The following is a 22,130-nucleotide window of genomic DNA, read 5'->3' as shown; positions in this document are numbered from 1 at the left end:
CGCTACCGGGTCTGTTCGCCAAGGCGGCGGCGGACATAGTCCTGCACCGTGGTGATCATCGGGGCCATATGGTCTTCGTCATTCTCGAAGAAATGGCCGGCACCTTCGACCTGCTCATGGGTGATCGTGATGCCCTTCTGCTCACGCAGCTTGCCGACAAGGCTGAGCGTATCCTTCGGCGGTGCGACGCGGTCGGCGGTGCCGTTGATGATGAGACCTGACGAAGGGCAGGGCGCGAGGAACGAAAAGTCGTACATGTTCGCGGGCGGCGAGACCGAGATGAAGCCGGTGATCTCGGGCCGCCGCATCAGGAGCTGCATCCCGATCCAGGCGCCGAAGGAAAAGCCCGCGACCCAGCAATGCTTGGAGTTGGGGTTGAGCGCCTGGAGATAATCGAGCGCCGAGGCCGCGTCGGACAATTCGCCCACGCCCTGATCGTATTCGCCCTGGCTGCGCCCGACGCCACGGAAGTTGAAGCGCAGCACGGTGAAGCCGAGTTCGTGGAAGGCATAGTGCAGCCGGTGAACGACTCGGTTATTCATGGTACCACCGAACTGCGGATGCGGGTGCAGCACGATGGCAATCGGCGCGTCGGGTTGTTTCTGGGGGTGGTAGCGGCCTTCCAGACGGCCCTCGGGGCCGGAGAAAATCACTTCGGGCATCGCCTGCCTTCTTTGCGGCGGGGCCGGGGCAAATCGGGATCAAAATGGCCGCGCCATTCTTGACTGATTTGCTCAGGCACCCTAGAACAGTTCTAAATACCGGCGCGAGGCCGGTGTCCGGGTGGATTGGAGTTAAGCGGCCATCCCCTCGGCGTCAATGTCTTTGCGGGGCTGAAAGCGCATGAAACTGTCGACGAAGGGCCGTTATGCGATGGTGGCATTGGCCGATCTGGCCACGGTGCGGGAGGATCAGCTGACCTCGCTGGCCGAAATCTCCCGCCGTCAGGACATATCGCTGCCCTATCTTGAGCAGCTGTTCGTCAAGCTGCGCCGCGCGGGGCTGGTCGAATCGGTGCGCGGGCCGGGGGGCGGCTACAAGCTGGCGCGGGTGCCGGGCGATATAAGGGTGAGCGAGGTGCTTGAGGCGGTCGACGAGACGGTCAACGCGCTGCATACCGGCGCGGGCGCGCATGGCGGGGTTTCCGGCAGCCGGGCGCAGTCGATGACCAACCGGCTTTGGGAGGGTCTGTCGGCGCAGGTCTATGTGTTCCTGCACCAGACCACGCTGGGCGATGTGATCGGCAACGGGCTGAAGCCCTGCCCGGCGGTGCCTGCGCTTTTCACGGTGGTGGACGAATGAGGCGCCCTTACCCCATGGCGGCGCGTTCCGCGCCACGCTTTTCCTCTCGCCTGCGCCTTGCGGCTTCGGCTCGGCCTGCCTCCGGCGGGAGTATTGGGGCAACGGAGAAGGGGCTTGCGGCGTGAGCGGGCGGGTCTACCTCGACTGGAACGCGACCGCGCCTTTGCGGGAAGAGGCGCGGGCGGCGATGGTTGCGGCGCTGGACGTGACCGGCAACCCGTCCTCGGTCCATGCCGAGGGGCGGGCGGCGAAGATGATTGTCGAGCGCGCGCGCGAGGAGGTGGCCGAGGCTGTCGGCTGCAAGGCCAAGGAGATCGTCTTTACCTCTGGCGCGACCGAGGCGGCGGGGGTTCTGGCGGGCTTTGACGCGGTGACGGTAGAGCCCACCGCGCATGACTGCCTTCAGGCCCATGCCAAGGGCGAGGGCGGGGTTCTGGCGCTGGGGCTGGCCAATAGTGAGACCGGCGTTCTGGCGGAGGTTCCCGCGCGGGACGGGCCGGTGCTGCTGGACATCGTGCAGGCCGTGGGCCGGGTGCCGTTTGCCTTTGGCTGGTCGGGCGTGGATTTCGCGATCCTGTCGGCGCACAAGATCGGCGGGCCGAAGGGTGTGGGCGCGCTGATCGTGCGCGAGGGGGTGGATATCGCCACCCTGCGCCCCGGCGGCGGGCAGGAGATGGGGCGGCGATCGGGGACCGAGAACGTCGCCGGGATCGCCGGTTTCGGCGCGGCGGCGACGGCGGCGGCGCGCGATCTGGCCGGGGGCGTGTGGGCCTGTGTCGCCGATCTGCGCGACGGGCTGGAGGCACGTCTTGCGGCGGCGGCCGGAGACACCATCTTTGTAGGGCGGGACCGGGCGCGTTTGCCCAACACCTCCTGCATCCTGACGCCGGGCTGGAAGGGGGAGACGCAGGTCATGCAGATGGACCTTGCGGGCTTTGCCGTTTCCGCCGGGTCGGCCTGTTCATCGGGCAAGGTGAAGGCCAGCCGGGTGTTGCAGGCGATGGGCTATGACGCGCGGGATGCGGCCTCGGCGATCCGCGTTTCCATCGGACCGGCGACGGCGAAAGAGGATCTCGACCGCTTTGCGGCCGCTTGGCTGGCCGCGCGGGCGCGGCACATGGCACGGGCGGCGTGAGGCGGATATGACGACGGATATGACAGACGGGAAGGCGATGGCTTTGGACAAGAACGAGACCGCCCAGATCGAAGTGCGCGAAGGTGTCGACCGCGAGACGGTGGAAACCGTCCAGAACATGGGCGCCTACAAATACGGCTGGGAAACCGAGATCGAGACCGAATACGCCCCCATCGGCGTGAACGAGGACATCGTGCGGCTGATCTCGGCCAAGAACGGTGAGCCGGAGTGGATGACCGACTGGCGGCTGGAGGCCTTCGCCCGCTGGAAGGAGATGGAGGAGCCGCGCTGGGCGATGCTCGACTATCCCCGGATCGACTACCAGTCGCAGTACTACTACGCCAAGCCGAAGAGCATGACGGAAAAGCCGAAGTCGCTGGACGAGGTCGATCCGAAGCTGCTGGCGACTTACGAAAAGCTTGGTATCCCGTTGAAGGAACAGATGATCCTGGCGGGTGTCGAGGGCGCGGAAGAGGCCCCCGCGGATGCCCGCCGCGTCGCGGTGGATGCGGTTTTCGACAGCGTCAGCGTGGGGACGACCTTCAAGGCGGAACTGGCCAAGGCCGGGGTCATCTTCTGTTCCATCTCGGAGGCGATCCGCGAGCATCCCGATCTGGTGCAGAAGTATCTGGGCAGCGTCGTGCCGCAGTCGGACAACTTCTTTGCCACGCTGAATTCGGCGGTCTTTTCCGACGGGTCCTTCGTCTATATCCCGCCGAACACCCGCTGCCCGATGGAGCTTTCGACCTATTTCCGCATCAATGCCGAGAATACGGGGCAGTTCGAACGCACGCTCATCATCGCCGACAAGGGGTCTTACGTCAGCTATCTGGAAGGCTGCACGGCGCCCAAGCGTGACACCGCGCAGCTTCATGCGGCGGTGGTGGAGATCGTGATCCTGGACGATGCCGAGGTGAAATATTCCACCGTCCAGAACTGGTTCCCCGGCGACGAGGAAGGCAAGGGCGGCATCTACAACTTTGTCACCAAGCGCGCCGATTGCCGGGGCGACCGGGCCAAGGTGATGTGGACGCAGGTGGAAACCGGATCGGCGATCACCTGGAAATATCCGTCCTGCATCCTGCGCGGCGACGACAGCCAGGGGGAGTTCTATTCGATCGCCATCGCCAACAACATGCAGCAGGCCGACACCGGCACCAAGATGCACCATCTTGGCAAGAACACCCGGTCCCGCATCGTGTCGAAAGGGATTTCTGCCGGTAAGGCGCAGAACACCTATCGCGGCCTTGTGTCGATGCACCCGAAGGCCACCAACAGTCGCAACTATACCCAGTGTGACAGCCTGCTGATCGGCGACAAATGCGGGGCGCATACGGTGCCTTACATCGAGGTCAAGAACAACTCGAGCCGGGTCGAGCATGAGGCGACGACATCCAAGGTGGATGACGATCAGCTGTTCTACTGCCGCTCGCGCGGGATGGATGAGGAGGAGGCGGTGGCGCTGGTCGTCAACGGCTTCTGCCGCGAGGTCTTGCAGGCGCTGCCGATGGAGTTTGCCATGGAGGCGCAGAGCCTTGTGGCGATCTCGCTTGAGGGGTCGGTTGGGTGATGGCGCAAGACGAATTCGAAGCGCGGTTAGCGCGCATTCGTTCCCAAGAGCGGCCCGCGCCTGCGTCAACTCGCCCCGCCGCCACACCGGTGGGTCGCGGCTGGGGCAGGGCGATCTGGGGCGGATTTGCCTCCGCTGTCGTTGTGACGCTCTTCGCGAACATTCAGGCAATATCGGACGCCGCACCCGATGCGATCCGCAACAGCAGCATGCCGGGGGCCATGGGGGCGCCGATTGCACTCCTCAGCATCGCTTGGTTCGGGATCATCCCCATTCTGTTTACACGAAGCGTCTTGCGCTCCGCTCGGGCGATGCGAGGGTTTGAGCTTCCGGGCCCATTCCTGACGGGCGCTTTCATCGCTCTCGCGGCGGGAATTTTGACCCTGAAGGTTTGGAACTGACAGCCATGATCGTCACCACCACCCCCTCCGTCGAGGGTCAGAAGATCGCCCGCTACCACGGCATCGTGACCGGCGAGGCGATCCTTGGCGCGAATATCTTTCGCGATCTCTTCGCCTCGGTCCGCGACATCGTCGGGGGCCGCTCCGCCGCCTATGAGCAGGAGCTGGGCCGGGCGCGGGAGACGGCGCTGCGCGAGATGGAGGAGCGGGCGGCGATGCTGGGCGCAAATGCCATCGTCGGCGTCGATCTGGATTACGAGGTCATCAACAACATGCTCATGGTTTCGGCCTCTGGCACGGCGGTGACGGTCGGCTGACGATGGCGCTGCGTGGCTTCATATCGCTGTCCGGGCGGGGCTTGGCCGCCATGGGTTGTGCCAGCATGGCGCAACCGAGAGTTGTGACGCTACGTCGCGAACTGCGGCAGGATGTGGACTGCGCAGTCATGAAAAGCCCCGAATCCCGTCCGCATTTCCGCCCTAAACCTTGTGCAAAACCTATCCCGAAGCAAAGACAGTCGGGACGTGGACATGATTGCGACCTTGGATCAGAAATCGGCATTTCAGTCGCGCTTGCAGCGGATCCAGAGCGGCCATCAGTTCGAACATGCCGATGTGTTGGGCAAGGCCACGCACAAGGCCTACAAGCGCAAGTTCGGCGACAAGCCGAAAAAACCCAAGCGCACCTTCGCCGAAAAGATGATGGTCGTGATCGCCTTCATCTGCGGCATGTCCTCGGTGCTGCTGGGGCGCGTTCTCTACTTCCAGATGTCCCATATCGAAGGGCTGCCCAAGGCGTTCTACGATCTGGAGACGCGCGGCATGATCCTGTTTGCCTTCGTGCTGGCGGGGCTGATGATGGCGCTTTTGCACCTCTTCACCAAGCAGCGCGTCGCCGCCCTGCTGATCGGCTGCATCGTGATGCATTACGGCGAGGCGGCCGTGGCATCGAACGCGCCGGAGCTTTGGTCGAACATCTTCTCGGCGGACTATGCCGCGCAGATGGCCGAACAGGGCAAGGACTACCGCATCACGCCGCAGGGCTGACACCACCATCCAACCGACCGACCGGCGGCCCGGGCCATGCGCCCGCAGGCCGCCCGATCCATTTTGCGAGGGAAAACCATGCTTGAAATCAAGAACCTTCAGGTGCGTCTGCAAGACGAGGACAAGCAGATCCTCAAGGGGCTCGACCTGACCGTCGAGGCCGGCAAGGTCCATGCGATCATGGGGCCGAACGGGTCGGGCAAGTCGACCATGTCCTATGTGCTGGCCGGGCGCGACGGTTATGAGGTCACCGGCGGCAGCGCGACGCTTGATGGCCGCGACCTGCTGGAGATGGAGCCGGAAGAACGCGCGGCGGCGGGTCTGTTCCTGGCCTTCCAGTATCCGGTGGAAATTCCCGGTGTCGGCAACATGACCTTCCTGCGCACGGCGCTGAACGCACAGCGCAAGGCGCGTGGTGAGGAGGAGATCAGCGCGGGCGATTTCCTGAAACTCGTCCGTGAAAAGGCCAAGACGCTGAAGATCGACGCCGACATGCTTAAACGGCCCGTCAACATGGGCTTTTCGGGCGGTGAGAAGAAGCGCAACGAAATCCTGCAAATGGCGGTGCTTGAGCCGACGATGTGCATCCTGGACGAGACGGATTCCGGCCTTGACGTCGATGCGATGAAGCTGGTGGCGGATGGCGTGAACGCGCTGCGCGACGCTGGCCGCGCCTTTCTGGTCATCACCCACTACCAGCGGCTTCTGGACCATATCCAGCCCGATGTCGTTCACATCATGGCCGCTGGCCGTATCGTGAAGACCGGCGGGCCGGAGCTTGCGCTTGAGGTCGAAAAGGAAGGCTATTCCGATATTCTGGGGGAGACGGCCTGATGGCGGCGCCGAAACGGAACATGGCCGCGCGGGTCGAGGCGACCGAAGCGCGGATCGCGGCGCTTGACGCGCCGAAGGGCGGGTTCACCGCACCCGCCCGCGCGGCGGCGCTGGCGCGGCTGGCCGAAATGGGGCTGCCGACGCGGCGCGACGAATACTGGCGCTGGACCGATCCATCGGCCTTCAACGCGCCCCGGCCGCAGGGCGGCGCGGCCTTCCGCGTCGACAGGCCGATCTTCGAGGGCCGCGACAAGGTGCGTCTGGTCTTCGTCGATGGCGTCTTCGATGCCGAAGCCTCGGACGATCCGGCGCTGGCGGGGGTTGAGATCGCGCGCCTGGCCGAGGCCGACCGCGCCGACATCCACTGGGCCAAGGCGCTTTACGGTGCGCTTGAGGGGGAGGGTCACACGCCCGTCGAACGCCCCTTCGCGGCGCTGAACACCGCCGCCGCGACCGATGGCGTGCTGCTGCGCGTCACCGGAAAGGCGGAAAAGCCGCTGCATATCTCCTACCGCCAAAGCTCGGAAACGGCCGATGTGGTGTTGCACCATGTCATCCGGCTTGAACCCGGCGCGGACCTGACCGTGCTTGAGACCGGAACGCCCGGCGCGCGGTCGAACGTCGTGACAGAGGTCGATCTGGCCGAAGGCGCGCGGCTGCATCACCTGCGCCCGCAGGGCCGTGCGCTGGAACGGCAGATGATCACCCATCTTTTCGCGCGGATCGCCGAAGGCGCGATGCTGAAATCCTTCACACTGACCGCGAATGGCAGGATGACCCGGAATGAGGCGGTGTTGCGCATCGCGGGCGACGGGGCGGTGGCCCATATCGCCGGGGTCGCGCTGGGGGATGGGGCGGACGGGCCTTACCATCACGACGACACGATCTTTATCGACCATGGCGCCGTCGGCTGCGAAAGCCGTCAGGTCTTCAAGAAGGTTCTGAAGAACGGCGGGCAAGGCATCTTCCAGGGCAAGATTCTGGTCCGGCCCGGCGCGCAGAAGACCGATGGCTATCAGATCAGCCAGTCCCTGCTTCTGGATGAGGACAGCCAGTTCCTCGCCAAGCCCGAGCTTGAGATCTATGCCGACGATGTCCAATGCTCCCACGGGTCCACCACCGGGGCGATTGACGAAACGGCGCTTTTCTACCTGCGCTCGCGCGGGGTGCCGAAAGAGGATGCGACAGCGCTGCTGGTCCTCTCCTTCGTCGCCGATGCCATCGCCGAGATCGAGGATGAGGGGCTGGCCGAAGACATCGTGGCCCGGATCGAAGGCTGGCTGGCGCGCAGGAAGCACTGATGGCGGTCACCGATCAGATCATCGCCACCTACCGCGCGCCCGGCCGGGTGATGCGCGAGGTTCTGGCGGGCGAGCGGCATGAGGCGCGCGCGCTGGCCTATCTGCTGGCGGCGGTGATCGTGATCCATATCGCGCAATGGCCGGGCATGTCGCGCGCGGCCTTCCTGCAACCGGAGGTGCCGATGGCGCAGCGGATGATGGCGGCCTTCCTTGCCGTCCTTGCCGCGATCCCGCTTTTCTACGGCCTCGCGGCGCTGTCGCATCTGGTCCTGCGCGCCTTTGGCGGGCGGGGCAGCTATTTCGAGGCCCGCGTGGTGCTGTTCTGGGCGTTGCTGGCGATCACGCCGCTGATGCTGCTTCAGGGCCTTGTCTCGGCCTTTGTCGGGCCGGGGACGGCGCTGACGCTGACCGGGGTGGCGGTCTTTGCCGTCTTTCTGATGTTCTGGGCGACCGGCCTGAAGATCGCGGAATTCGGAAAGGTCGCCTGATGGCAGGGCCAGCGGCCACGATCCTGATCCAGACGCTGCGCGACCCGCAGGCCACGGCCCGCTGGCTGATCGCGCAGGATGTGCCGATGTCGGTGCGCTGGATGGCCGCCCTGCTGGCCGCGATCCTGTCGATGATCGGGCTGATGCTGGCGGTCCTGATCTCGCCCGAGACGGAGCCGTCGATCTTCACCGCCCTGGCCGATCCCTGGTTCGGCCTGCCGGTGCAAGTCGTCTCCATCCTGCTGCTGTCGGTCGTGGTGACCGTGGCGGGCCGGGTGCAGGGCGGGCAGGGGCGGTTTGCCGATGCGCTGCTGCTGGTGTCCTGGCTTGAGCTGGTCATGGCCATCGCGCAGGCGCTTCAGCTCGTGGCGCTGGTGATCCTGCCGCCCTTGTCGGCGCTGATCTCCATGGCCTCGCTGGTGCTTTTCCTGTGGTTGATGGTTCACTTCACAGCGGCGCTGCACGGTATCGCAGCACTTGGCCGCGTCCTTCTGGCGCTTGTCGCGGGGTTTGTCGCCGTGGTCGTCCTTGTGGCGATCGTGGCCGGTATCCTCGGGCTGGTGCCGCAGCCGACCGGACCCTGACATGTACGACGTTCAAAAGATCCGCGCCGATTTCCCGATCCTGGGCCGCCGCGTCAACAACCGCCCGCTGGTCTACCTTGACAACGGCGCCTCGGCGCAGAAGCCGCGCGTGGTCATCGACGCCATGACGAAGGCCTATGAAGAGGAATATTCCAACGTCCACCGGGGGTTGCACTACCTTTCGACGGTGGCGACGGAGAAATACGAAGGCGTCCGCGCCATCGTCGCGCGCTTTCTGGGCGCGCCCGACCCGGATGAGATCGTGTTTACCACCGGCACGACCGAGGGGATCAACCTTGTCTCCTACGCCTGGGCCGCGCCCCGGATGGAGGCGGGGGATGAAATCGTTCTGTCGGTGCTTGAACATCACGCCAATATCGTCCCCTGGCATTTCCTGCGCGAACGGCAGGGGGTGGTCCTGAAATGGGTAGAGCCTGAGGCGGACGGGTCGCTGGACCCGCAGAAGGTGATCGACGCCATCGGGCCAAGGACAAGGCTCGTCGCCGTCACGCAGATGTCGAACGTCACCGGGACGCTCGTGGATGTGGCCGCCATCTGCCGGGGCGCGAGGGAAAGGGGCGTGCCGGTTCTGGTCGATGGCTCGCAAGGCGCGGTTCACCGGCCGGTCTCGGTGCCGGACATCGGCTGCGATTTCTACGCCATCACGGGCCACAAGCTTTACGGCCCGTCCGGGTCCGGCGCGATCTGGATTGCGAAGGACCGGATGAAGGAAATGCGCCCCTTCCTTGGCGGCGGCGACATGATCCGTGACGTGACCCGCGACGCGGTCACCTATAACGACCCGCCGATGAAGTTCGAGGCCGGAACACCGGGCATCGTCCAGCAGATCGGCATGGGCGTGGCGCTGGACTACCTGATGGCGCTGGGGATGGAGAATGTCGCGGCGCATGAGGCCGCCCTGCGCGACTATGCGCGCGAGCGCTTTCGCGGCCTCAACTGGCTGAACGTGCAGGGTGACGCGCCGGGCAAGGGGGCGATCTTTTCCTTCACGCTTGACGGGCCGGCCCATGCGCATGACATCTCGACCGTGCTGGACCAGAAGGGCATCGCGGTGCGCGCCGGCACCCATTGCGCCATGCCGCTTCTGGAACATCTGGGCGTGACGGCGACCTGCCGCGCCTCGTTCGGGCTTTACAACACCACGGGTGAGGTCGACGCGCTGGTCGAGGCGCTGGAGCTCTGCCACGAGCTGTTTGCCTGAGATAAGGCGCCCGTTTCCCGCGACAAGATGCCCCACCGGCCGCTGTTGGTGGAATTAGAATCATTCAATAAGCTGAATTTTAAACGCGCAAAATAGTGAGGCGGCCCCCGAAGGCCGCAGGGGAGGAATTGGTGTCACGGGCATATTTTTGCGCGCTCTTTTCGGTTGCGATCTTCCTGGCCACGCCCACGCTGGCGCAGGAGGTGGGCGCTGACCCACCGGCCGTGCCGGGCAAGGGCAGTACCGCCGATCATACCAAGTTCGAGATCCTCAAACAGGATTTCGCTTCGGGTCCCGAGGTTACCAGGGCCTGCCTGAAATGCCATACCGAGGCGTCCGATCAGGTCATGCACACGCTGCACTGGAACTGGGACTATACCCATCCCGCGACGGGGCAGTCGCTGGGCAAGAAGAACGTCATCAACGCCTTTTGCGGCAATACCGCCAGCAATGAGACGCGCTGCACCTCCTGCCATACCGGCTATGGCTGGACCGACACCCGCGTCTCGGCCCCCGCCGATCCGACGCGGGTCGATTGCCTTGTCTGCCATGCCGATACGGCGCTTTATTCCAAGCTTGACAATCAGGCGGGCAACCCGCCGCTCTCGCCCGTGCCGGAGGGGGCCAAGACCATCACCGGGGCGCTGGCGACGCCGGTCGATCTGTCCAAGGCGGCGATGTCGGTCGGGGTGCCGCAACGGGAAAACTGCGGCCAGTGCCATTTCAACGGCGGCGGCGGCGACAATGTGAAACATGGCGACCTGAGCTCGGCCCTGATCGCGGCGACGCGCGATGTCGATGTCCACATGGCCAGCGACGGGCTGAACTTCACCTGCGAGACCTGCCACCTGAGCAGCGAACACAAGGTCGCGGGGTCGCGCTATGCGGTGAACGCGCATGACCTTGGCGGCACCGGCCTGCCGGGAATGCGCCGCGACGTGGCCAGTTGCGAAAGCTGCCACAGCGACAGCCCGCACGGCGCCAGCCTGATCGGGATGAAGCTGAACGACCATACCGACCGGGTGGCCTGCCAGACCTGTCATATCCCCGAATTCGCGCGCGGCGGAGTGGCGACCAAGACGGTCTGGGACTGGTCCACGGCCGGGAAACTGAAGGATGGCAAGCCCTATCACGAAGCGGCCTTTACCCAGTCCGACGGCAAGGCGCTTCACACCTACCTGTCCACCAAGGGCAATTTCGAATGGGGCGAGAATGTCGTGCCGCATTACGCCTGGTTCGACGGGCAGGTCGAATACACCCTGTCGGATGAGGTCATCGACCCGGAGCAGGTGGTCGAGGTCAACCGCCTGTCCGGCAGCCCCGACGACGGCACCAGCCGGATCTGGCCCTTCAAGCGGATGGTCGGGCGGCAGGCCTATGACACCGAAAACCTGACGCTGGTCTATAATCAGGTCTACGGGCCAGAGACCGACACCGCCTTCTGGACCAATTTCGACTGGTCGAAATCCATCGAGGCCGGGATGCGCTATGCGGGCAAGCCCTATTCGGGAAGCTATGGCTTCGTCGATACCTACATGTACTGGCCCATCACCCATATGGTCGCGCCGGGGGAGGACGCGCTGAAATGCGATGCCTGCCATGCGCGCGACGGACGGCTGACGGCGCTGGCGGGCGTCTATATGCCGGGCGCCAAGCTGACGCTGGGCGGCAAGCTTGGGATGGCGCTGTTCGCGCTGGTGGCGCTTGGCGTCGCGGTGCATGGCGGTCTGCGTCTGGTGACGGGCCGGGGAGGGGATCATGACTGAGCGTCTGGTCAAGGTTTATTCGCGCTTCAACCGTCTCTGGCACTGGAGCCAGGTCGCCTCGATCGCGATCCTGCTCTTTACCGGCGCGCGGATCATGGGGCTGCATTCCGTGCTGCCCTTCGGGCTTGCGGTCATGGTCCACACCGTCGTCGCGCTGGCGCTGCTGGTGCTTTGGGCCTTTGTCGTCTTCTGGCTGATGACGACGGGGGCCTGGCGGCAGTTCATCCCCTCGCTCGACGGGTTCGTCGAGGTGGCGCGCTACTATGCCTGGGGTGTTTTCCGGGGGCAGGAACATCCCTATCACAAGCGCCTTGGCCGACGGCTGAACCCGCTTCAGGCCTTCGCCTATTTCGCGCTGAAGATGGTGCTTTTGCCGGCCATCTGGATCACCGGGCTGGCCTATCTGCTGCACGGGCTCTGGTCGCATCTGGACAGCGGCGACCAATGGCTGTGGCTGGTGGCCAACCTGCATATCCTCGCCGGTTTCGCGGTCGCGGCCTTTGTCGTCATCCATGTCTACCTGCTGACGATCGGGCATGGGTTCCGCGCCCATGTCCGCCCGATGCTGACGGGCTTTGACCGGGTCGACCTGACGCCAGAGCAGGAAGCCTATCTTGAGACGGAGGAGCCGGGGCGGCTGCACCCGGAACTGCGGGCGAAAGGCTGAACCGGGGCGGTCATTCCCAATCCTCCCCGACGGGGCGGCGGTCGCGCGCCGCCTCGCGGTCACGCATCCGGCGCAGTTCGGCGTGGTCGTCGGCGGTCGCGTCCCCGATCTTTTCGCCCTGCGCGGGCTTGCCGTTCAGCTCCAGCGCGAAATACATCGGGAAATGGTCCGACCCGACAGTGTCCAGCCGTTGCAGATCGACGACCCGGAACCGCGCGTCGTGAAAAAGGTGGTCCAGCGGCCAGCGCAGGAAGACGAACCGCGCGTCGAAGCTGCTGTAAAACCCCCGCCCGACGCGCGGATCGAGAAGGCCGGAGAGGCGTTGAAACCGTCGTGTCGTGCGGCTCCACGCGACATCGTTGAGGTCGCCCGCGACGATGGCGGGCAGGTCGGTTTTCGTGGTCTCGACGCCGACCATCCCGATCTCGGCATCGCGCCCCTCGGTCGGGTGGAAGGGGACCGGCGGTTCGGGATGCAGCGCGAAAAGCGCGATCTTACGCCCGTCGCGCAGTTCTACCGTCGTGCGGATCGACGGCACGTCGGGGACGAGCAGGTCGCGCACCGTGACCGATGAAAGCGGCAGCCGCGACCAAAGCGCCATGCCATAGCTGTTGCCCAGCGGATGGTCGATATGGTGGTCGAAGGCGCGCCGCAGCTCCGTCAGCCCGGCAAGCCAGCCCGCATCGACCTCCATCAGGATCAGGATATCCGGCTTCACCCGCGCCGCCAGCCGGGCCAGCCGCCCGTAATCGCGGTTCGACATCTTGACGTTGCAGGTCATCACGCTGATCCGCGCACCGGGGTCGCCGGGGTCCGGCGCGGCCAGCGATTGCTTGCGCCAAAGCGGCGTGAAGCGCAGCACATGGGCCAGTTGATCGGCAACCGCGAGGGCCAGCACGATCCCCGCGCCCCAGCGCCAGGGGGCGGGCAGGCCGGAGGTGACAAGACCAAGGGCGGCGGGGAGCGCGAGGACCAGAAGCTGCACCCGCGGAAAGTCGAAATAGCGCGCAAACCCATGGGCCAGCGGCAGGCGCGCGATGCCCGTCGCCAGGGCGATGATCGCCGTCAGGATCAGGGTGATGAGGCCCGCAATCGACAAGGCAATGCACTCCGCGTCAGAAATCCGCAGCGGGATCGGGTTTCGTCCTGCCCTTCCTAACGGCCGAAACGGGCAACGGGTTCCCTCCCGCGCAAACCGCCTTGCGAAGCCGGGGGGCTGCTGCTATGGGGATGCGCGCACGCACCCGTAGCTCAGCTGGATAGAGCGCTGCCCTCCGAAGGCAGAGGCCAGAGGTTCGAATCCTCTCGGGTGCGCCATAACCATCTGTTTCACCTCATCATTTTTGGTCGAAAAAATTAGCGTGCTTTGAGTTTCTGGGGCGCGCCCCGAAAACCTGTGGGTGAATCACCTGGACCTCCGTTCCATCGCGCGCACCGCAGATCCTTGGTGGTCTGGGTGGTGGTGTCCGTAAACCTCTTCGAGCGTCTTCAGGCTGACGCCAAAGAAGCCCGAGACGTCCCAATGGTCTGCGCCGCTCTGCATCGCCCAGGTGATTGCCGTGTGGCGCATGACGTGCGGCGTTACGCCGGTCAGGTCGATGGCAAGCGCGGGATCTCTGGCCTTCTCGGCTGCGGCTGCCGCCATCTCCTCGGCGATCTTAACGCAGTTGGCCCACCCATTTCTGACGTTGGCGACGCGATTGCCCTCGTTGGTCTCGATGACCCACCGACACCCGGCCGCCTTCCATCGGCGAATGTAAGATAGGAACGGGCGCGGCAGCCGTGCCGTCGGCTGCTTCTTCTTCGACCGCCTTGCAGCGCTGCCGATCCGGTACATGATGCCGCTCTCGGTATCGACCCAGCCATGAGATACAGACGGCATGTCGATCGACAGGTTAAGGAGCGCGGTTTTGCGTGTTCCGGTATAGCGGCCGGCGATGATGAACTTGCGAAGGTGCTTGCCGTCGATGCGCAGCCGACGAGATGCGCGCAGCATCCAGTAGACCTCGGTCCGCGTCAGCCAGCGCTCCTTGGCGGCCGGTTTTTCTGGCAACGTGACTGTCGGTGCCGAGGTCAGATGCCCTTCCCGCTCGCAGTAGTTGAGCGATGCCTGCAACACGCCAAGTTCGCGGCGCATGGTCCCATCAGACCGGGCGCGCCACTTCATGTATCGACGGCATGTTGCCCCCTTGACGTCAGACACGCGCAGATCGCCCCAGAACGGGTCCAGCGCGTCGATGGCGAAGCCGATGCGGGCCGGATCGGCGCAATGGATTGCGTGTTCCTCGCCATAGATGGATAGCGCCAATCCCACCCTCATGTCCTCCGGCGCAGAGGCACTACCGGGCAGCCCTCTTCCGTTGATGTACTGTGCGAGCGCTGTTTCAGCTTCGACGCGGTTTCGCGCGCCGGTCTGCTTTTCGAAGGCTCCGTCACGGATGACCCAGACCGGCTCTCGGTCTTTCCTTTTCCGCTCGTAGACCCTGGCACCTTTTGACGGACGCGGCATGTTTCGATCAGCTCCTCGATCTCATCGGGGTTGATGCGCTTCGCGCTCCCGATCTGGACAATGAAACCGCCGTCGATCGCGGCGCGCTCAAGCGCCTTGACCGGCACCCCAAGGTGCGCGGCAGTCTGGTCGATTGTCCATAGCCTAGCGCTCGTCATCGGAAATCGCCTTCCAGAACTTGCAGGCCGGGGCGTTGGCCTTGATGTCGGTGCGTCTGGTTTTGGTCCAATTCTCCCGCGCCAGTCGGCACTTGAAGTATGTCTTCGACATGTGGCGTCTCACGAAATACTCACAGCCTTTGCACTTCTCGCCTTCCGGTCCAGTTCCCGGTTTCCATGCGTACCCGTTCGGCTCAGGGTCACGGCGTTTGAGACGGCGACGCGCCTCCTCTTCCGTGATCTCGTTGCCGAACAGGTCACGCATCAGGCCGACTCCACCACCGTTTCCTCGACAGCCTCACGCTCGACAAGCGCCTCGTAGCACTGTCCGACGACGACATAGGTTTCGCCCGGATTGGCCTTCGCCAGACGCTCGCATTCGGATATGGCCGCCATCAACGTGCCGTGTTCGAACGGGAATGCGGCAGCCCTGATGCGGCGGGACTTCTTGCCGCGGCGATGGACGAAGAACCCTCCGCCGATCTTCTCGCCCTTCTCGGTGCGCGGTTTCATGCAGAGACCTCCTCAAGTTTGTAGATTGCGGCCACCGCTTCGTTGATCGCGTCGCGCTCTTTCTGGTTTGAAAGGTGGTCCTTGATGCGGATCAGGCGTTCTACGGTGAGCGCTGCGTGAAACGATGAGCCAGGCTTCTTTTGCTTCGGCTGGCGCGCCTCGATCATCTGCCAGAGGCGCGCATAGCGGTCATCCGGCAGTTTCACGAGGAAGATCAGAGGCTCATCGTTGAAGCGCGTCCAATCGCTTCCGCCGACCGCGCCTGGCGTGAGAACGCCTGCCGCCTCAAGTTCATCTTTGTCGATGTTCAGGAGGATCTTGGCGGCGTTCAGGAAGCGTTCCCGCGTCATTCCGCCGCCTCCGCGCCATCGACGGCCGTGATCGGCGCATCGGCCGGCATGGGCCGGTTCTTGGCGTAGTGGACCTTGGCTTCCGGCATCCGCCCATCCGCGATGAGGCGCGCGAGGATCTGGCGCGCAGCCTGCGCATCCGCCATGGCGTCGTGCGCATCGGTCATGTCGAAGCCGAAATAGGCGCAGGCTTCCTTGAGTTTCACGAAGCCGCGCATGATCGGCAGCCCCTCTTTGCCGTAGGGCGCGAGGTTCTGCTTCGGGACGGCCGACCAGTGCCGCGCGCAAATCCATTCAGAGAAACCGGCTGGCGCACGAGTGCGGCGGCAGCCCGGCATCAGGCAGGTGTGACGGTCAGACATAGGCGGATCACCAGATAGGTCAGTGCGATTGCGGCCGATGTGAGGGCGCCGGCGGACACCAAGTCGCGGCCTTCCAGCATCCGGCGGGGGAACCAGTAGGCGCAGGCCGCTATGAAGATGATGGCGTAGATCCACGCGGCAACCGTGAAGATCACGGCGGCGATGATGATGGCGTAGATCATTTCCGGCCGGCCTTTTCTGCCGCCACGGCGGCCTTGAGCCGGTCCCATATGTCGGGCTCCTTCTCAAGCGCCGCGATCTCGTTCGGCGACACGCACTTGCAGCGACCGTCGCGTTCCTTCACGCAATCGCCTGTCGTAGCGGAGATGATGAGGATGCAGGCGGCGATCTTCATTGGGCGCCCTCCCGAATACCTCTGGCTCGTCTTTCGGATCGCTTTGCGTCAGCCCAGACATGGAAGGCCGGGCGTTTATCCGGATCTAGAAGTAGCCATTTGTCGAACAGCACGTTTCGCTCATCTATGGCGGCGCCGATGCGGGCCGCCTCGGCCTTCCCCTCGGGCGTCGGGGCGCACCAATCACAGGTGCAGCCGTTTCCTGCATGGAGGCGGTCAGCCATCACGCCACCTCGCAGCGGATGGGCGGCAATATCTGGGGCGCGCCCCTGAAATGCGCATCAGAACGTTCGCGATTACGCGAACGAAAGAGGGGTATTTGCCGAATTTTCAGAGAATCTGCGGTACGAATCTGCCCTCCGAAGGCAGAGGCCAGAGGTTCGAATCCTCTCGGGTGCGCCAGAACCCCCTTCCCGATAGCACAGCGGCCCCAATCGGCGTCTGGCCGCGCGGCCGTACTTACCCCTTGAACCGATCAGGGTGGGCGGCGGCGAAGGCGGGCAGGGTTTCGAGGTTGGCGGCGATGCGGGTAAGGCGGGGGAAGGCTGTCAGGTCCACGCCCCAGCGGCGGGCGTTGTATAGCTGCGGCACAAGGCAGATGTCGGCGACCGTGACCATGTGGCGATAGCAGTAATCGCCATCGTCCACCATCGCCTCAAGGGCGGCAAGGCCGGGGGCGATGAAGGCCCGCATCCAGCTTTCCTCGGTGATGGCGCCCTGCGACTGCGCCGCCGCGTAGCGCGCCACGCGCAGGTTACAGACGGGCTGGATCTCCATCGCGATGGCATGGGTCATCGCCTTGACCCGCGCCCGGCACAGCGGGTTGTCCGGCCAAAGGCCAAGGTCCCGCGTTTCGTCGAGATAGTCGATGATGGCCAGCGACTGGGTCAGCCGCGCGCCGTCGATTTCCAGCACCGGGACAAGGGCCTGCGGGTTGCGGTGCAGATGCGCCTCGGTCGCCTGTTCGCCCTTGGCGAGGTCCACCGCGACGCGGTTCCAATGCAGCCCGGTCAGCGACAGCGCGATGCGCACCCGGTAGGAGGAGGAAGAGCGCCAGTAATCGTAAAGCGTTATCATGTCTTACCTTTCTTCAAGCGGGGCGCGCGGGGCTAGCCCAGCGGCAGGCCGCGGTCGTCCTTCAGCGTCTTCAGCACGATCTCGGAGCGGACCTGCGACACCTGCGGATGGGGCAGAAGCGCGCTGTGGACGAAATCGGCGAAGGCGTCGAGGTCGGTCATGCGGACATCGAGAATGTAATCGGCATCGCCCGATACCGAGAAGGCGGAGCGGATTTGCGGATGGCTGGCGACGAAGCGGGCGAAGTCCTCATCCTTGCCCGGCCCGTGGCTGCGCAGGTTGACGCGGATCACGGCGCGCAGGCCATAGCCCAGTTTCGCGGCGCCAAGACGTGCCGAATAGCCCTCGATCACGCCGGCCTCTTCCAGCGCGCTGCGGCGGCGGGAGATTTGCGAGGCGGAAAGATTGACCCGCTCCGCCAGCGCGGCATTGGTCATCGCGCCGTCCTTTTGCAGCGCCGCAAGAATTGCGCAATCAAAGTCATCTATGCGGATTTCGTGCGTCATTTTGATCTTGCTCTCACCAAGGATGCGCAATTCTGCCATTTCGCCCATTACTATGCAAAGCAATTGCGCGTCGCAAGCGATATAATTTCAATTGAAACAGGATGGCAGGAGAGCTTTCGATGGGACCCTTCCCGCATGACGCCCCGCGCGCAACGATCAGCGACAGGAACCCCGCCGGGACCGACGGGTTCGAATTCGTCGAATTCGCCCATCCCGAGCCGGAGAAGCTGCGCGAGATTTTCGCCGAGATGGGCTTTGCCCGCGTCGCCCGCCACAAGGCGAAGGCGATCGAGCTTTGGCAGCAGGGCGACATCACCTATGTGCTGAACGACGACCCCGGCAGCCATGCCCGCGCCTTTGTCGCGGAGCACGGGCCTTGCGCGCCGTCGATGGCTTGGCGGGTGGTCGATGCCCGTCACGCCTTTGACCACGCCGTCGCCAAGGGCGCCACGCCCTATACCGGCACGGGCAAGACCATGGATGTGCCTGCCATCGTCGGCATCGGCGGCAGCCTGATCTATTTCATCGACCAGTACTGGGACAGCTCGCCCTATAACGCCGAATTCGACTGGCTGGCGGATGCCCATCCGGCGGGGGTGGGCTTTTACTACCTCGACCACCTCACCCACAATGTCCACAAGGGCAACATGGATGTCTGGTTCCGCTTTTACGGTGACCTGTTCAACTTCCGCGAGATTCGCTTTTTCGACATTTCCGGCAAGTATACCGGGTTGACCAGCCGCGCGCTGACCTCGCCCTGCGGCCGCATCCGTATCCCGATCAACGAGGACCGGGGCGAGACGGGGCAGATCGTCGAATACCTCAAGCGCTACAAGGGGGAGGGGATCCAGCATATCGCGGTCGGGACCGAGGATATCTATGGCGCCACCGACGCCATTGCCGCCAATGGCATCCGCTTCATGCCCGCGCCGCCCGCGGCCTATTACGACCAGAGCCAGACCCGCGTGCAGGGCCATGAGGAGCCGGTCGAACGGCTGAAGAAGCATGGCATCCTGATCGACGGCGAAGGCGTCGTCGATGGCGGCGAGACGAAGATCCTGCTTCAGATCTTCTCGAAAACCATGGTCGGGCCGATCTTCTTCGAATTCATCCAGCGCAAGGGCGATGACGGTTTCGGGGAGGGCAACTTCAAGGCGCTCTTCGAATCGATCGAGGCCGACCAGATCGCGCGGGGTGTCTTGTCGTCACAAGCGGCGGAATAAGCCGTCACTCACGGGGAAGAACGCCGGGGAGGGGGCAGGGCCGGTCCTGAAGCGTTTCGGGTTGCGTTGAGAAAGCAAGTATCTGAATTCGAACGAAACAAGTTCAAATTCTGAGTCAGCGTAAACCCGAAATGCCATAAGGGGCCGGTCCTTCCTTTCTGGCGGGGGGCAAAAAATGAAAGAGGCGCCGGAACCCCGACGCCTCCCTGGTCGTTACAGACCTGCCTGAACGTTTACCGACCCCAGGTGCGGATCGGGCCGCAGTCCATGTGGACGAAGTTGGACCGGGAATATTTGCCGACGCCGCCGGCCTCACAGGCCGTCGCGGCCCGGTAGATTTGCGGCACGGAGCGCGAGCGCATCCGCAGATCGGCTGCTTGCGCCTTCATGTGGAGCGAATTGCGCGCCACGCCGCGCGAGGACGACCGCAGCATCGCGTTGGTCTTTGCGGTGCGGTAGCCCGACAGCAGCATATAGGGTTCGTTGACGTCGAGAAGACGGTGCGCGGCGGCGGCGATGTCGATCGTGCGCGGGTCGATGTCCTTCTTTTCGTCCTGGCGCCAGTCGCGCATGAAATAGGTGATCTCGTTCAGCGCCTCGGGGATGTACTTGCCTTCCAGCCAGTAGATCGTGTCGATCGATTCCCCCGTGCGGCCGGAATACATGCGGATGCGGCGGACATCGCCCGCGCCACGCAAGATCCCGAAAGCGTTGGACATCGAGGGTGCCGCGACGACCGCCGTGGCGGCAAAGATACCGAGCAAACCGCGGCGGGTAAGACCGGATTGAGCGTGTTCAACCATGGCGCTGACGCCTGTCCCGTTTAGGCCGCTTGATGCGGCTCGTGACCATTTTCCCCAAGTGCAACGGTCTTATGGCACAAGATGATTCTGCCGCCAACCGGGGAATTGTCCACGGATCGAGAATTCAAGGCCGGTCGGCAAAAACTCGCCCAAAGGCCGCCTGTGTTGCCCTTGTGCTGCGGTTTTGCGGGCAGCGTTGCGCAATGGTGACAGTGGGGGTCGGGGCGGTGCGGAACCGGGCGCCGGGCATGGACTCTGCGAACCGTTGCGGCGATCCTTTTTTTCAATACTGCTTGCTGCTGCTGGATTGCCCATGATGATTTCGCGCCCCCGCCGCCTCGCGGCCGCTTCCCGGACTTTCGCCGCCCTCGCGCTTGCGTTTTTCGCCAGCGTTCAGGCCGCCGTGGCAGTCGAGACGCTGGCCTTCCGTCAGGCGGTGGCCGAGGCGGTGGCAGGCGATCCGGTCCTTTCGGCCTTTTACGGCGCGCGCGATTATGCGCCGCTTTGGACCTCGGCCGAGGATGCGGGGCGGCGCGCGGCGCTGTTCGCGGCGCTTGACCATGCGGGCGATCATGGCCTTCCGGCCGCGCGCTATGACAGCGGCGCGCTGCGCGATCAGTTCGCTTCGGTGGATTCCGAACGCCAGCGCGGGCGGCTTGAGGCGGCGGTCGCCGCCGCCTTCCTGGCCTATACGCATGACCTTCAGGTCGGCGCCATCGTGCCGTCCAAGGCCGATAGCGGCATCGTGCGCGAGGTGATCCAGCCCGACGGCGCCGCCGTTCTGGCCGGGTTTGCCGCGTCCGCGCAGCCGGGGCGCTACATCGCCGGTCTGGCGCCCAAGGCCCCCGAATATGCGCAACTGATGAAGGCCAAGCGCGATCTCGAACTCGCGGTGGCCCAGGGCGGATGGGGCGCGCGCATCAATGCCGAGAAGTTGCAGCCCGGCGACAGCGGCCCGCGTGTCGTTGCGCTGCGCGATCACCTGATCCGCATGGGCTATCTGCCGCGCACCGCGACGCAGGCCTATGACGGCGCGATCCAGAAGGCGGTGCAGCAGTTCCAGATCGACAATGGCGTCACCCCCGACGGCGTCGCGGGCAAGGGGACCATCGCGCTGATGAACCTTGGCCCCGAGGAGCGTCTGAAATCCGTTCTCGTCGCGCTTGAGCGGTTGCGCTGGATGAACGGGGTTGAGCTGGGCGAGCGTCATATCTGGGTGAACCTGCCCGATTTCACCGCCAAGATCGTCGATCACGGCAAGGTCACGTTCGAAACCGTGACCGTCGTCGGCATGGACAATCCCGACCGCCGCAGCCCGGAATTCTCCGACCAGATGGAATTCATGGTCATCAACCCGACCTGGAATGTCCCGCGCTCCATCACGGTCAAGGAATACCTGCCGATGCTTCAGCGCAATCCCAATGCGGCGCGGCATCTCAAGATCGTCGACCGGCGCGGCCGTGTGGTGGACCGTTCCACCGCCGATTTCAGCCAGTATACCGCGCGCAATTTCCCCTTCTCGATGTCGCAGCCGCCCTCGAACAGCAATGCGCTGGGGCTGGTGAAGTTCATGTTCCCGAACAAGTGGAACATCTACCTGCATGACACGCCGTCGAAATCGCTCTTCTCGAAAGAGGTGCGCGCCTATAGCCATGGCTGCATCCGTCTGGGCGATCCCTTCGACTTTGCCTATGCGCTTCTGGCGCCGCAAAGCAACGACCCGGTGGGGGAGTTCAAGGCGCATCTGCGGACCGGGGCGGAGAATACCCTGATGCTGAAAACACCGGTGCCGGTGCATCTGGTCTATTTCACCGCCTGGCCGACCGCGAAGGGGCGCATCGACTATCGCCGCGACGTCTATGGCCGCGACGGGCGCATTTTCAACGCGCTTCAGGCGGCCGGGGTGGAATTGCCCGAGGTTCGCGGCTAAATCCGGGGGGCCGGGACCTGATCCCGGC

General features: G+C 64.4%; 27 protein-coding genes and 2 tRNA genes. 17 read left to right on the top strand and 12 right to left on the bottom strand.

Going from position 1 to position 22,130, the window contains the following annotated elements; all coding sequences use genetic code 11:
- Positions 1 to 2: 2 nt before the first annotated feature.
- Entirely contained in the window at positions 3 to 662 is a 660-nt protein-coding gene (locus LX70_RS02980) for an alpha/beta hydrolase (protein ID WP_105513031.1), read from the bottom strand.
- Positions 663 to 843: 181 nt separating this feature from the next.
- Here LX70_RS02980 and iscR point away from each other — a divergent pair, with 181 nt between their 5' ends.
- The 13 genes from iscR to LX70_RS02915 all read left to right on the top strand — a co-directional run bounded on the left by iscR (position 844) and on the right by LX70_RS02915 (position 12,316).
- Complete coding sequence (gene iscR, locus LX70_RS02975) at positions 844 to 1,302, top strand: Fe-S cluster assembly transcriptional regulator IscR (RefSeq protein ID WP_105513030.1); 459 nt, start codon at positions 844 to 846, stop codon at positions 1,300 to 1,302.
- Between the two features lie 121 nt (positions 1,303 to 1,423).
- Positions 1,424 to 2,437 carry a cysteine desulfurase family protein gene (locus LX70_RS02970; protein ID WP_105513029.1) on the top strand — a complete coding sequence of 338 codons (1,014 nt, stop codon included), beginning with the start codon at positions 1,424 to 1,426 and terminating at the stop codon, positions 2,435 to 2,437.
- A gap of 19 nt (positions 2,438 to 2,456) precedes the next feature.
- A complete protein-coding gene (sufB, locus tag LX70_RS02965; RefSeq protein WP_245884905.1) occupies positions 2,457 to 4,007 on the top strand; it encodes a Fe-S cluster assembly protein SufB in 1,551 nt (516 codons plus the stop codon).
- The gene (locus LX70_RS02960) at positions 4,007 to 4,408 is read left to right on the top strand and encodes a hypothetical protein (RefSeq protein WP_105513028.1); all 402 of its coding nucleotides are present in this window, start codon (positions 4,007 to 4,009) and stop codon (positions 4,406 to 4,408) included. The genes sufB and LX70_RS02960 overlap by 1 nt, the downstream gene beginning before the upstream one ends.
- 5 nt (positions 4,409 to 4,413) lie before the next feature.
- The gene (locus tag LX70_RS02955; protein WP_105513027.1) at positions 4,414 to 4,725 is read left to right on the top strand and encodes a heavy metal-binding domain-containing protein; all 312 of its coding nucleotides are present in this window, start codon (positions 4,414 to 4,416) and stop codon (positions 4,723 to 4,725) included.
- Positions 4,726 to 4,938: 213 nt separating this feature from the next.
- A complete protein-coding gene (locus LX70_RS02950; RefSeq protein WP_105513026.1) occupies positions 4,939 to 5,454 on the top strand; it encodes a hypothetical protein in 516 nt (171 codons plus the stop codon).
- 78 nt (positions 5,455 to 5,532) lie between these two features.
- A complete protein-coding gene (sufC, locus tag LX70_RS02945) occupies positions 5,533 to 6,288 on the top strand; it encodes a Fe-S cluster assembly ATPase SufC (RefSeq protein WP_105513025.1) in 756 nt (251 codons plus the stop codon).
- Complete coding sequence (locus LX70_RS02940; protein ID WP_170076102.1) at positions 6,288 to 7,589, top strand: SufB/SufD family protein; 1,302 nt, start codon at positions 6,288 to 6,290, stop codon at positions 7,587 to 7,589. The genes sufC and LX70_RS02940 overlap by 1 nt, the downstream gene beginning before the upstream one ends.
- The gene (locus LX70_RS02935) at positions 7,589 to 8,077 is read left to right on the top strand and encodes a YIP1 family protein (RefSeq protein WP_105513024.1); all 489 of its coding nucleotides are present in this window, start codon (positions 7,589 to 7,591) and stop codon (positions 8,075 to 8,077) included. The genes LX70_RS02940 and LX70_RS02935 overlap by 1 nt, the downstream gene beginning before the upstream one ends.
- Positions 8,077 to 8,661 carry a YIP1 family protein gene (locus LX70_RS02930; RefSeq protein WP_105513023.1) on the top strand — a complete coding sequence of 195 codons (585 nt, stop codon included), beginning with the start codon at positions 8,077 to 8,079 and terminating at the stop codon, positions 8,659 to 8,661. The genes LX70_RS02935 and LX70_RS02930 overlap by 1 nt, the downstream gene beginning before the upstream one ends.
- 1 nt (position 8,662) lies before the next feature.
- Positions 8,663 to 9,883, top strand: a complete 1,221-nt coding sequence (locus LX70_RS02925; RefSeq protein ID WP_105513022.1) for a cysteine desulfurase — start codon at positions 8,663 to 8,665, stop codon at positions 9,881 to 9,883.
- Between the two features lie 131 nt (positions 9,884 to 10,014).
- Entirely contained in the window at positions 10,015 to 11,649 is a 1,635-nt protein-coding gene (locus LX70_RS02920) for a tetrathionate reductase family octaheme c-type cytochrome (RefSeq protein ID WP_170076101.1), read from the top strand.
- Positions 11,642 to 12,316: a cytochrome b/b6 domain-containing protein gene (locus LX70_RS02915; protein WP_105513020.1), complete on the top strand. Its 675-nt coding sequence runs from the start codon at positions 11,642 to 11,644 to the stop codon at positions 12,314 to 12,316. The genes LX70_RS02920 and LX70_RS02915 overlap by 8 nt, the downstream gene beginning before the upstream one ends.
- A gap of 10 nt (positions 12,317 to 12,326) precedes the next feature.
- Here LX70_RS02915 and LX70_RS02910 read toward each other — a convergent pair whose 3' ends face one another.
- Complete coding sequence (locus LX70_RS02910; RefSeq protein WP_105513019.1) at positions 12,327 to 13,415, bottom strand: endonuclease/exonuclease/phosphatase family protein; 1,089 nt, start codon at positions 13,413 to 13,415, stop codon at positions 12,327 to 12,329.
- A gap of 141 nt (positions 13,416 to 13,556) precedes the next feature.
- Here LX70_RS02910 and LX70_RS02905 point away from each other — a divergent pair.
- Positions 13,557 to 13,633, top strand: a tRNA-Arg gene (locus LX70_RS02905).
- A gap of 88 nt (positions 13,634 to 13,721) precedes the next feature.
- Here LX70_RS02905 and LX70_RS02900 read toward each other — a convergent pair.
- From LX70_RS02900 to LX70_RS20630, 7 genes are all read right to left on the bottom strand, one after another.
- Positions 13,722 to 14,825: a tyrosine-type recombinase/integrase gene (locus LX70_RS02900; RefSeq protein WP_105513018.1), complete on the bottom strand. Its 1,104-nt coding sequence runs from the start codon at positions 14,823 to 14,825 to the stop codon at positions 13,722 to 13,724.
- A 144-nt stretch (positions 14,826 to 14,969) separates the two neighbouring features.
- Positions 14,970 to 15,248, bottom strand: a complete 279-nt coding sequence (locus tag LX70_RS20355) for a hypothetical protein (protein ID WP_146111534.1) — start codon at positions 15,246 to 15,248, stop codon at positions 14,970 to 14,972.
- On the bottom strand, positions 15,248 to 15,496 hold the full coding sequence (locus LX70_RS02895; protein ID WP_211301653.1) for a hypothetical protein: 249 nt from the start codon (positions 15,494 to 15,496) through the stop codon (positions 15,248 to 15,250). Before LX70_RS02895 ends, LX70_RS20355 begins: the two co-directional genes overlap by 1 nt.
- The gene (locus LX70_RS02890; protein ID WP_105513017.1) at positions 15,493 to 15,846 is read right to left on the bottom strand and encodes a hypothetical protein; all 354 of its coding nucleotides are present in this window, start codon (positions 15,844 to 15,846) and stop codon (positions 15,493 to 15,495) included. The genes LX70_RS02895 and LX70_RS02890 overlap by 4 nt, the downstream gene beginning before the upstream one ends.
- Complete coding sequence (locus LX70_RS20845) at positions 15,843 to 16,064, bottom strand: 3'-5' exonuclease family protein (protein ID WP_211301652.1); 222 nt, start codon at positions 16,062 to 16,064, stop codon at positions 15,843 to 15,845. Before LX70_RS20845 ends, LX70_RS02890 begins: the two co-directional genes overlap by 4 nt.
- A 119-nt stretch (positions 16,065 to 16,183) precedes the next feature.
- Positions 16,184 to 16,390, bottom strand: a complete 207-nt coding sequence (locus tag LX70_RS02880) for a hypothetical protein (protein ID WP_105513015.1) — start codon at positions 16,388 to 16,390, stop codon at positions 16,184 to 16,186.
- A complete protein-coding gene (locus tag LX70_RS20630) occupies positions 16,387 to 16,563 on the bottom strand; it encodes a hypothetical protein (protein WP_170076100.1) in 177 nt (58 codons plus the stop codon). Before LX70_RS20630 ends, LX70_RS02880 begins: the two co-directional genes overlap by 4 nt.
- A gap of 315 nt (positions 16,564 to 16,878) precedes the next feature.
- On the opposite strand from LX70_RS20630, the gene LX70_RS20625 reads away from it, so the two are divergent.
- Positions 16,879 to 16,965 (top strand) — tRNA-Arg (locus tag LX70_RS20625).
- A 57-nt stretch (positions 16,966 to 17,022) separates the two neighbouring features.
- Here the strand turns inward: LX70_RS20625 and maiA are convergent.
- Together maiA and LX70_RS02870 are read right to left on the bottom strand one after the other, a co-directional pair.
- Entirely contained in the window at positions 17,023 to 17,640 is a 618-nt protein-coding gene (gene maiA, locus LX70_RS02875; protein ID WP_105513014.1) for a maleylacetoacetate isomerase, read from the bottom strand.
- A 32-nt stretch (positions 17,641 to 17,672) separates the two neighbouring features.
- Positions 17,673 to 18,146, bottom strand: a complete 474-nt coding sequence (locus tag LX70_RS02870; RefSeq protein WP_105513566.1) for an Lrp/AsnC family transcriptional regulator — start codon at positions 18,144 to 18,146, stop codon at positions 17,673 to 17,675.
- A gap of 119 nt (positions 18,147 to 18,265) precedes the next feature.
- On the opposite strand from LX70_RS02870, the gene hppD reads away from it, so the two are divergent.
- Complete coding sequence (hppD, locus tag LX70_RS02865; protein ID WP_105513013.1) at positions 18,266 to 19,369, top strand: 4-hydroxyphenylpyruvate dioxygenase; 1,104 nt, start codon at positions 18,266 to 18,268, stop codon at positions 19,367 to 19,369.
- A gap of 233 nt (positions 19,370 to 19,602) precedes the next feature.
- On the opposite strand, the gene mepK is transcribed toward hppD, so the two are convergent.
- Complete coding sequence (gene mepK / locus LX70_RS02860) at positions 19,603 to 20,172, bottom strand: peptidoglycan L,D-endopeptidase MepK (protein ID WP_105513012.1); 570 nt, start codon at positions 20,170 to 20,172, stop codon at positions 19,603 to 19,605.
- A gap of 313 nt (positions 20,173 to 20,485) precedes the next feature.
- Between mepK and LX70_RS02855 the strand changes: the two genes are divergently transcribed.
- Positions 20,486 to 22,102: a L,D-transpeptidase family protein gene (locus tag LX70_RS02855; protein WP_105513011.1), complete on the top strand. Its 1,617-nt coding sequence runs from the start codon at positions 20,486 to 20,488 to the stop codon at positions 22,100 to 22,102.
- Positions 22,103 to 22,130: the final 28 nt, after the last annotated feature.

It is taken from the genome of Albidovulum denitrificans, from assembly GCF_002973535.1.
Taxonomy (GTDB): Bacteria; Pseudomonadota; Alphaproteobacteria; order Rhodobacterales; family Rhodobacteraceae; genus Albidovulum; species Albidovulum denitrificans.
This window is presented reverse-complemented; position numbering and strand designations above follow the sequence as displayed.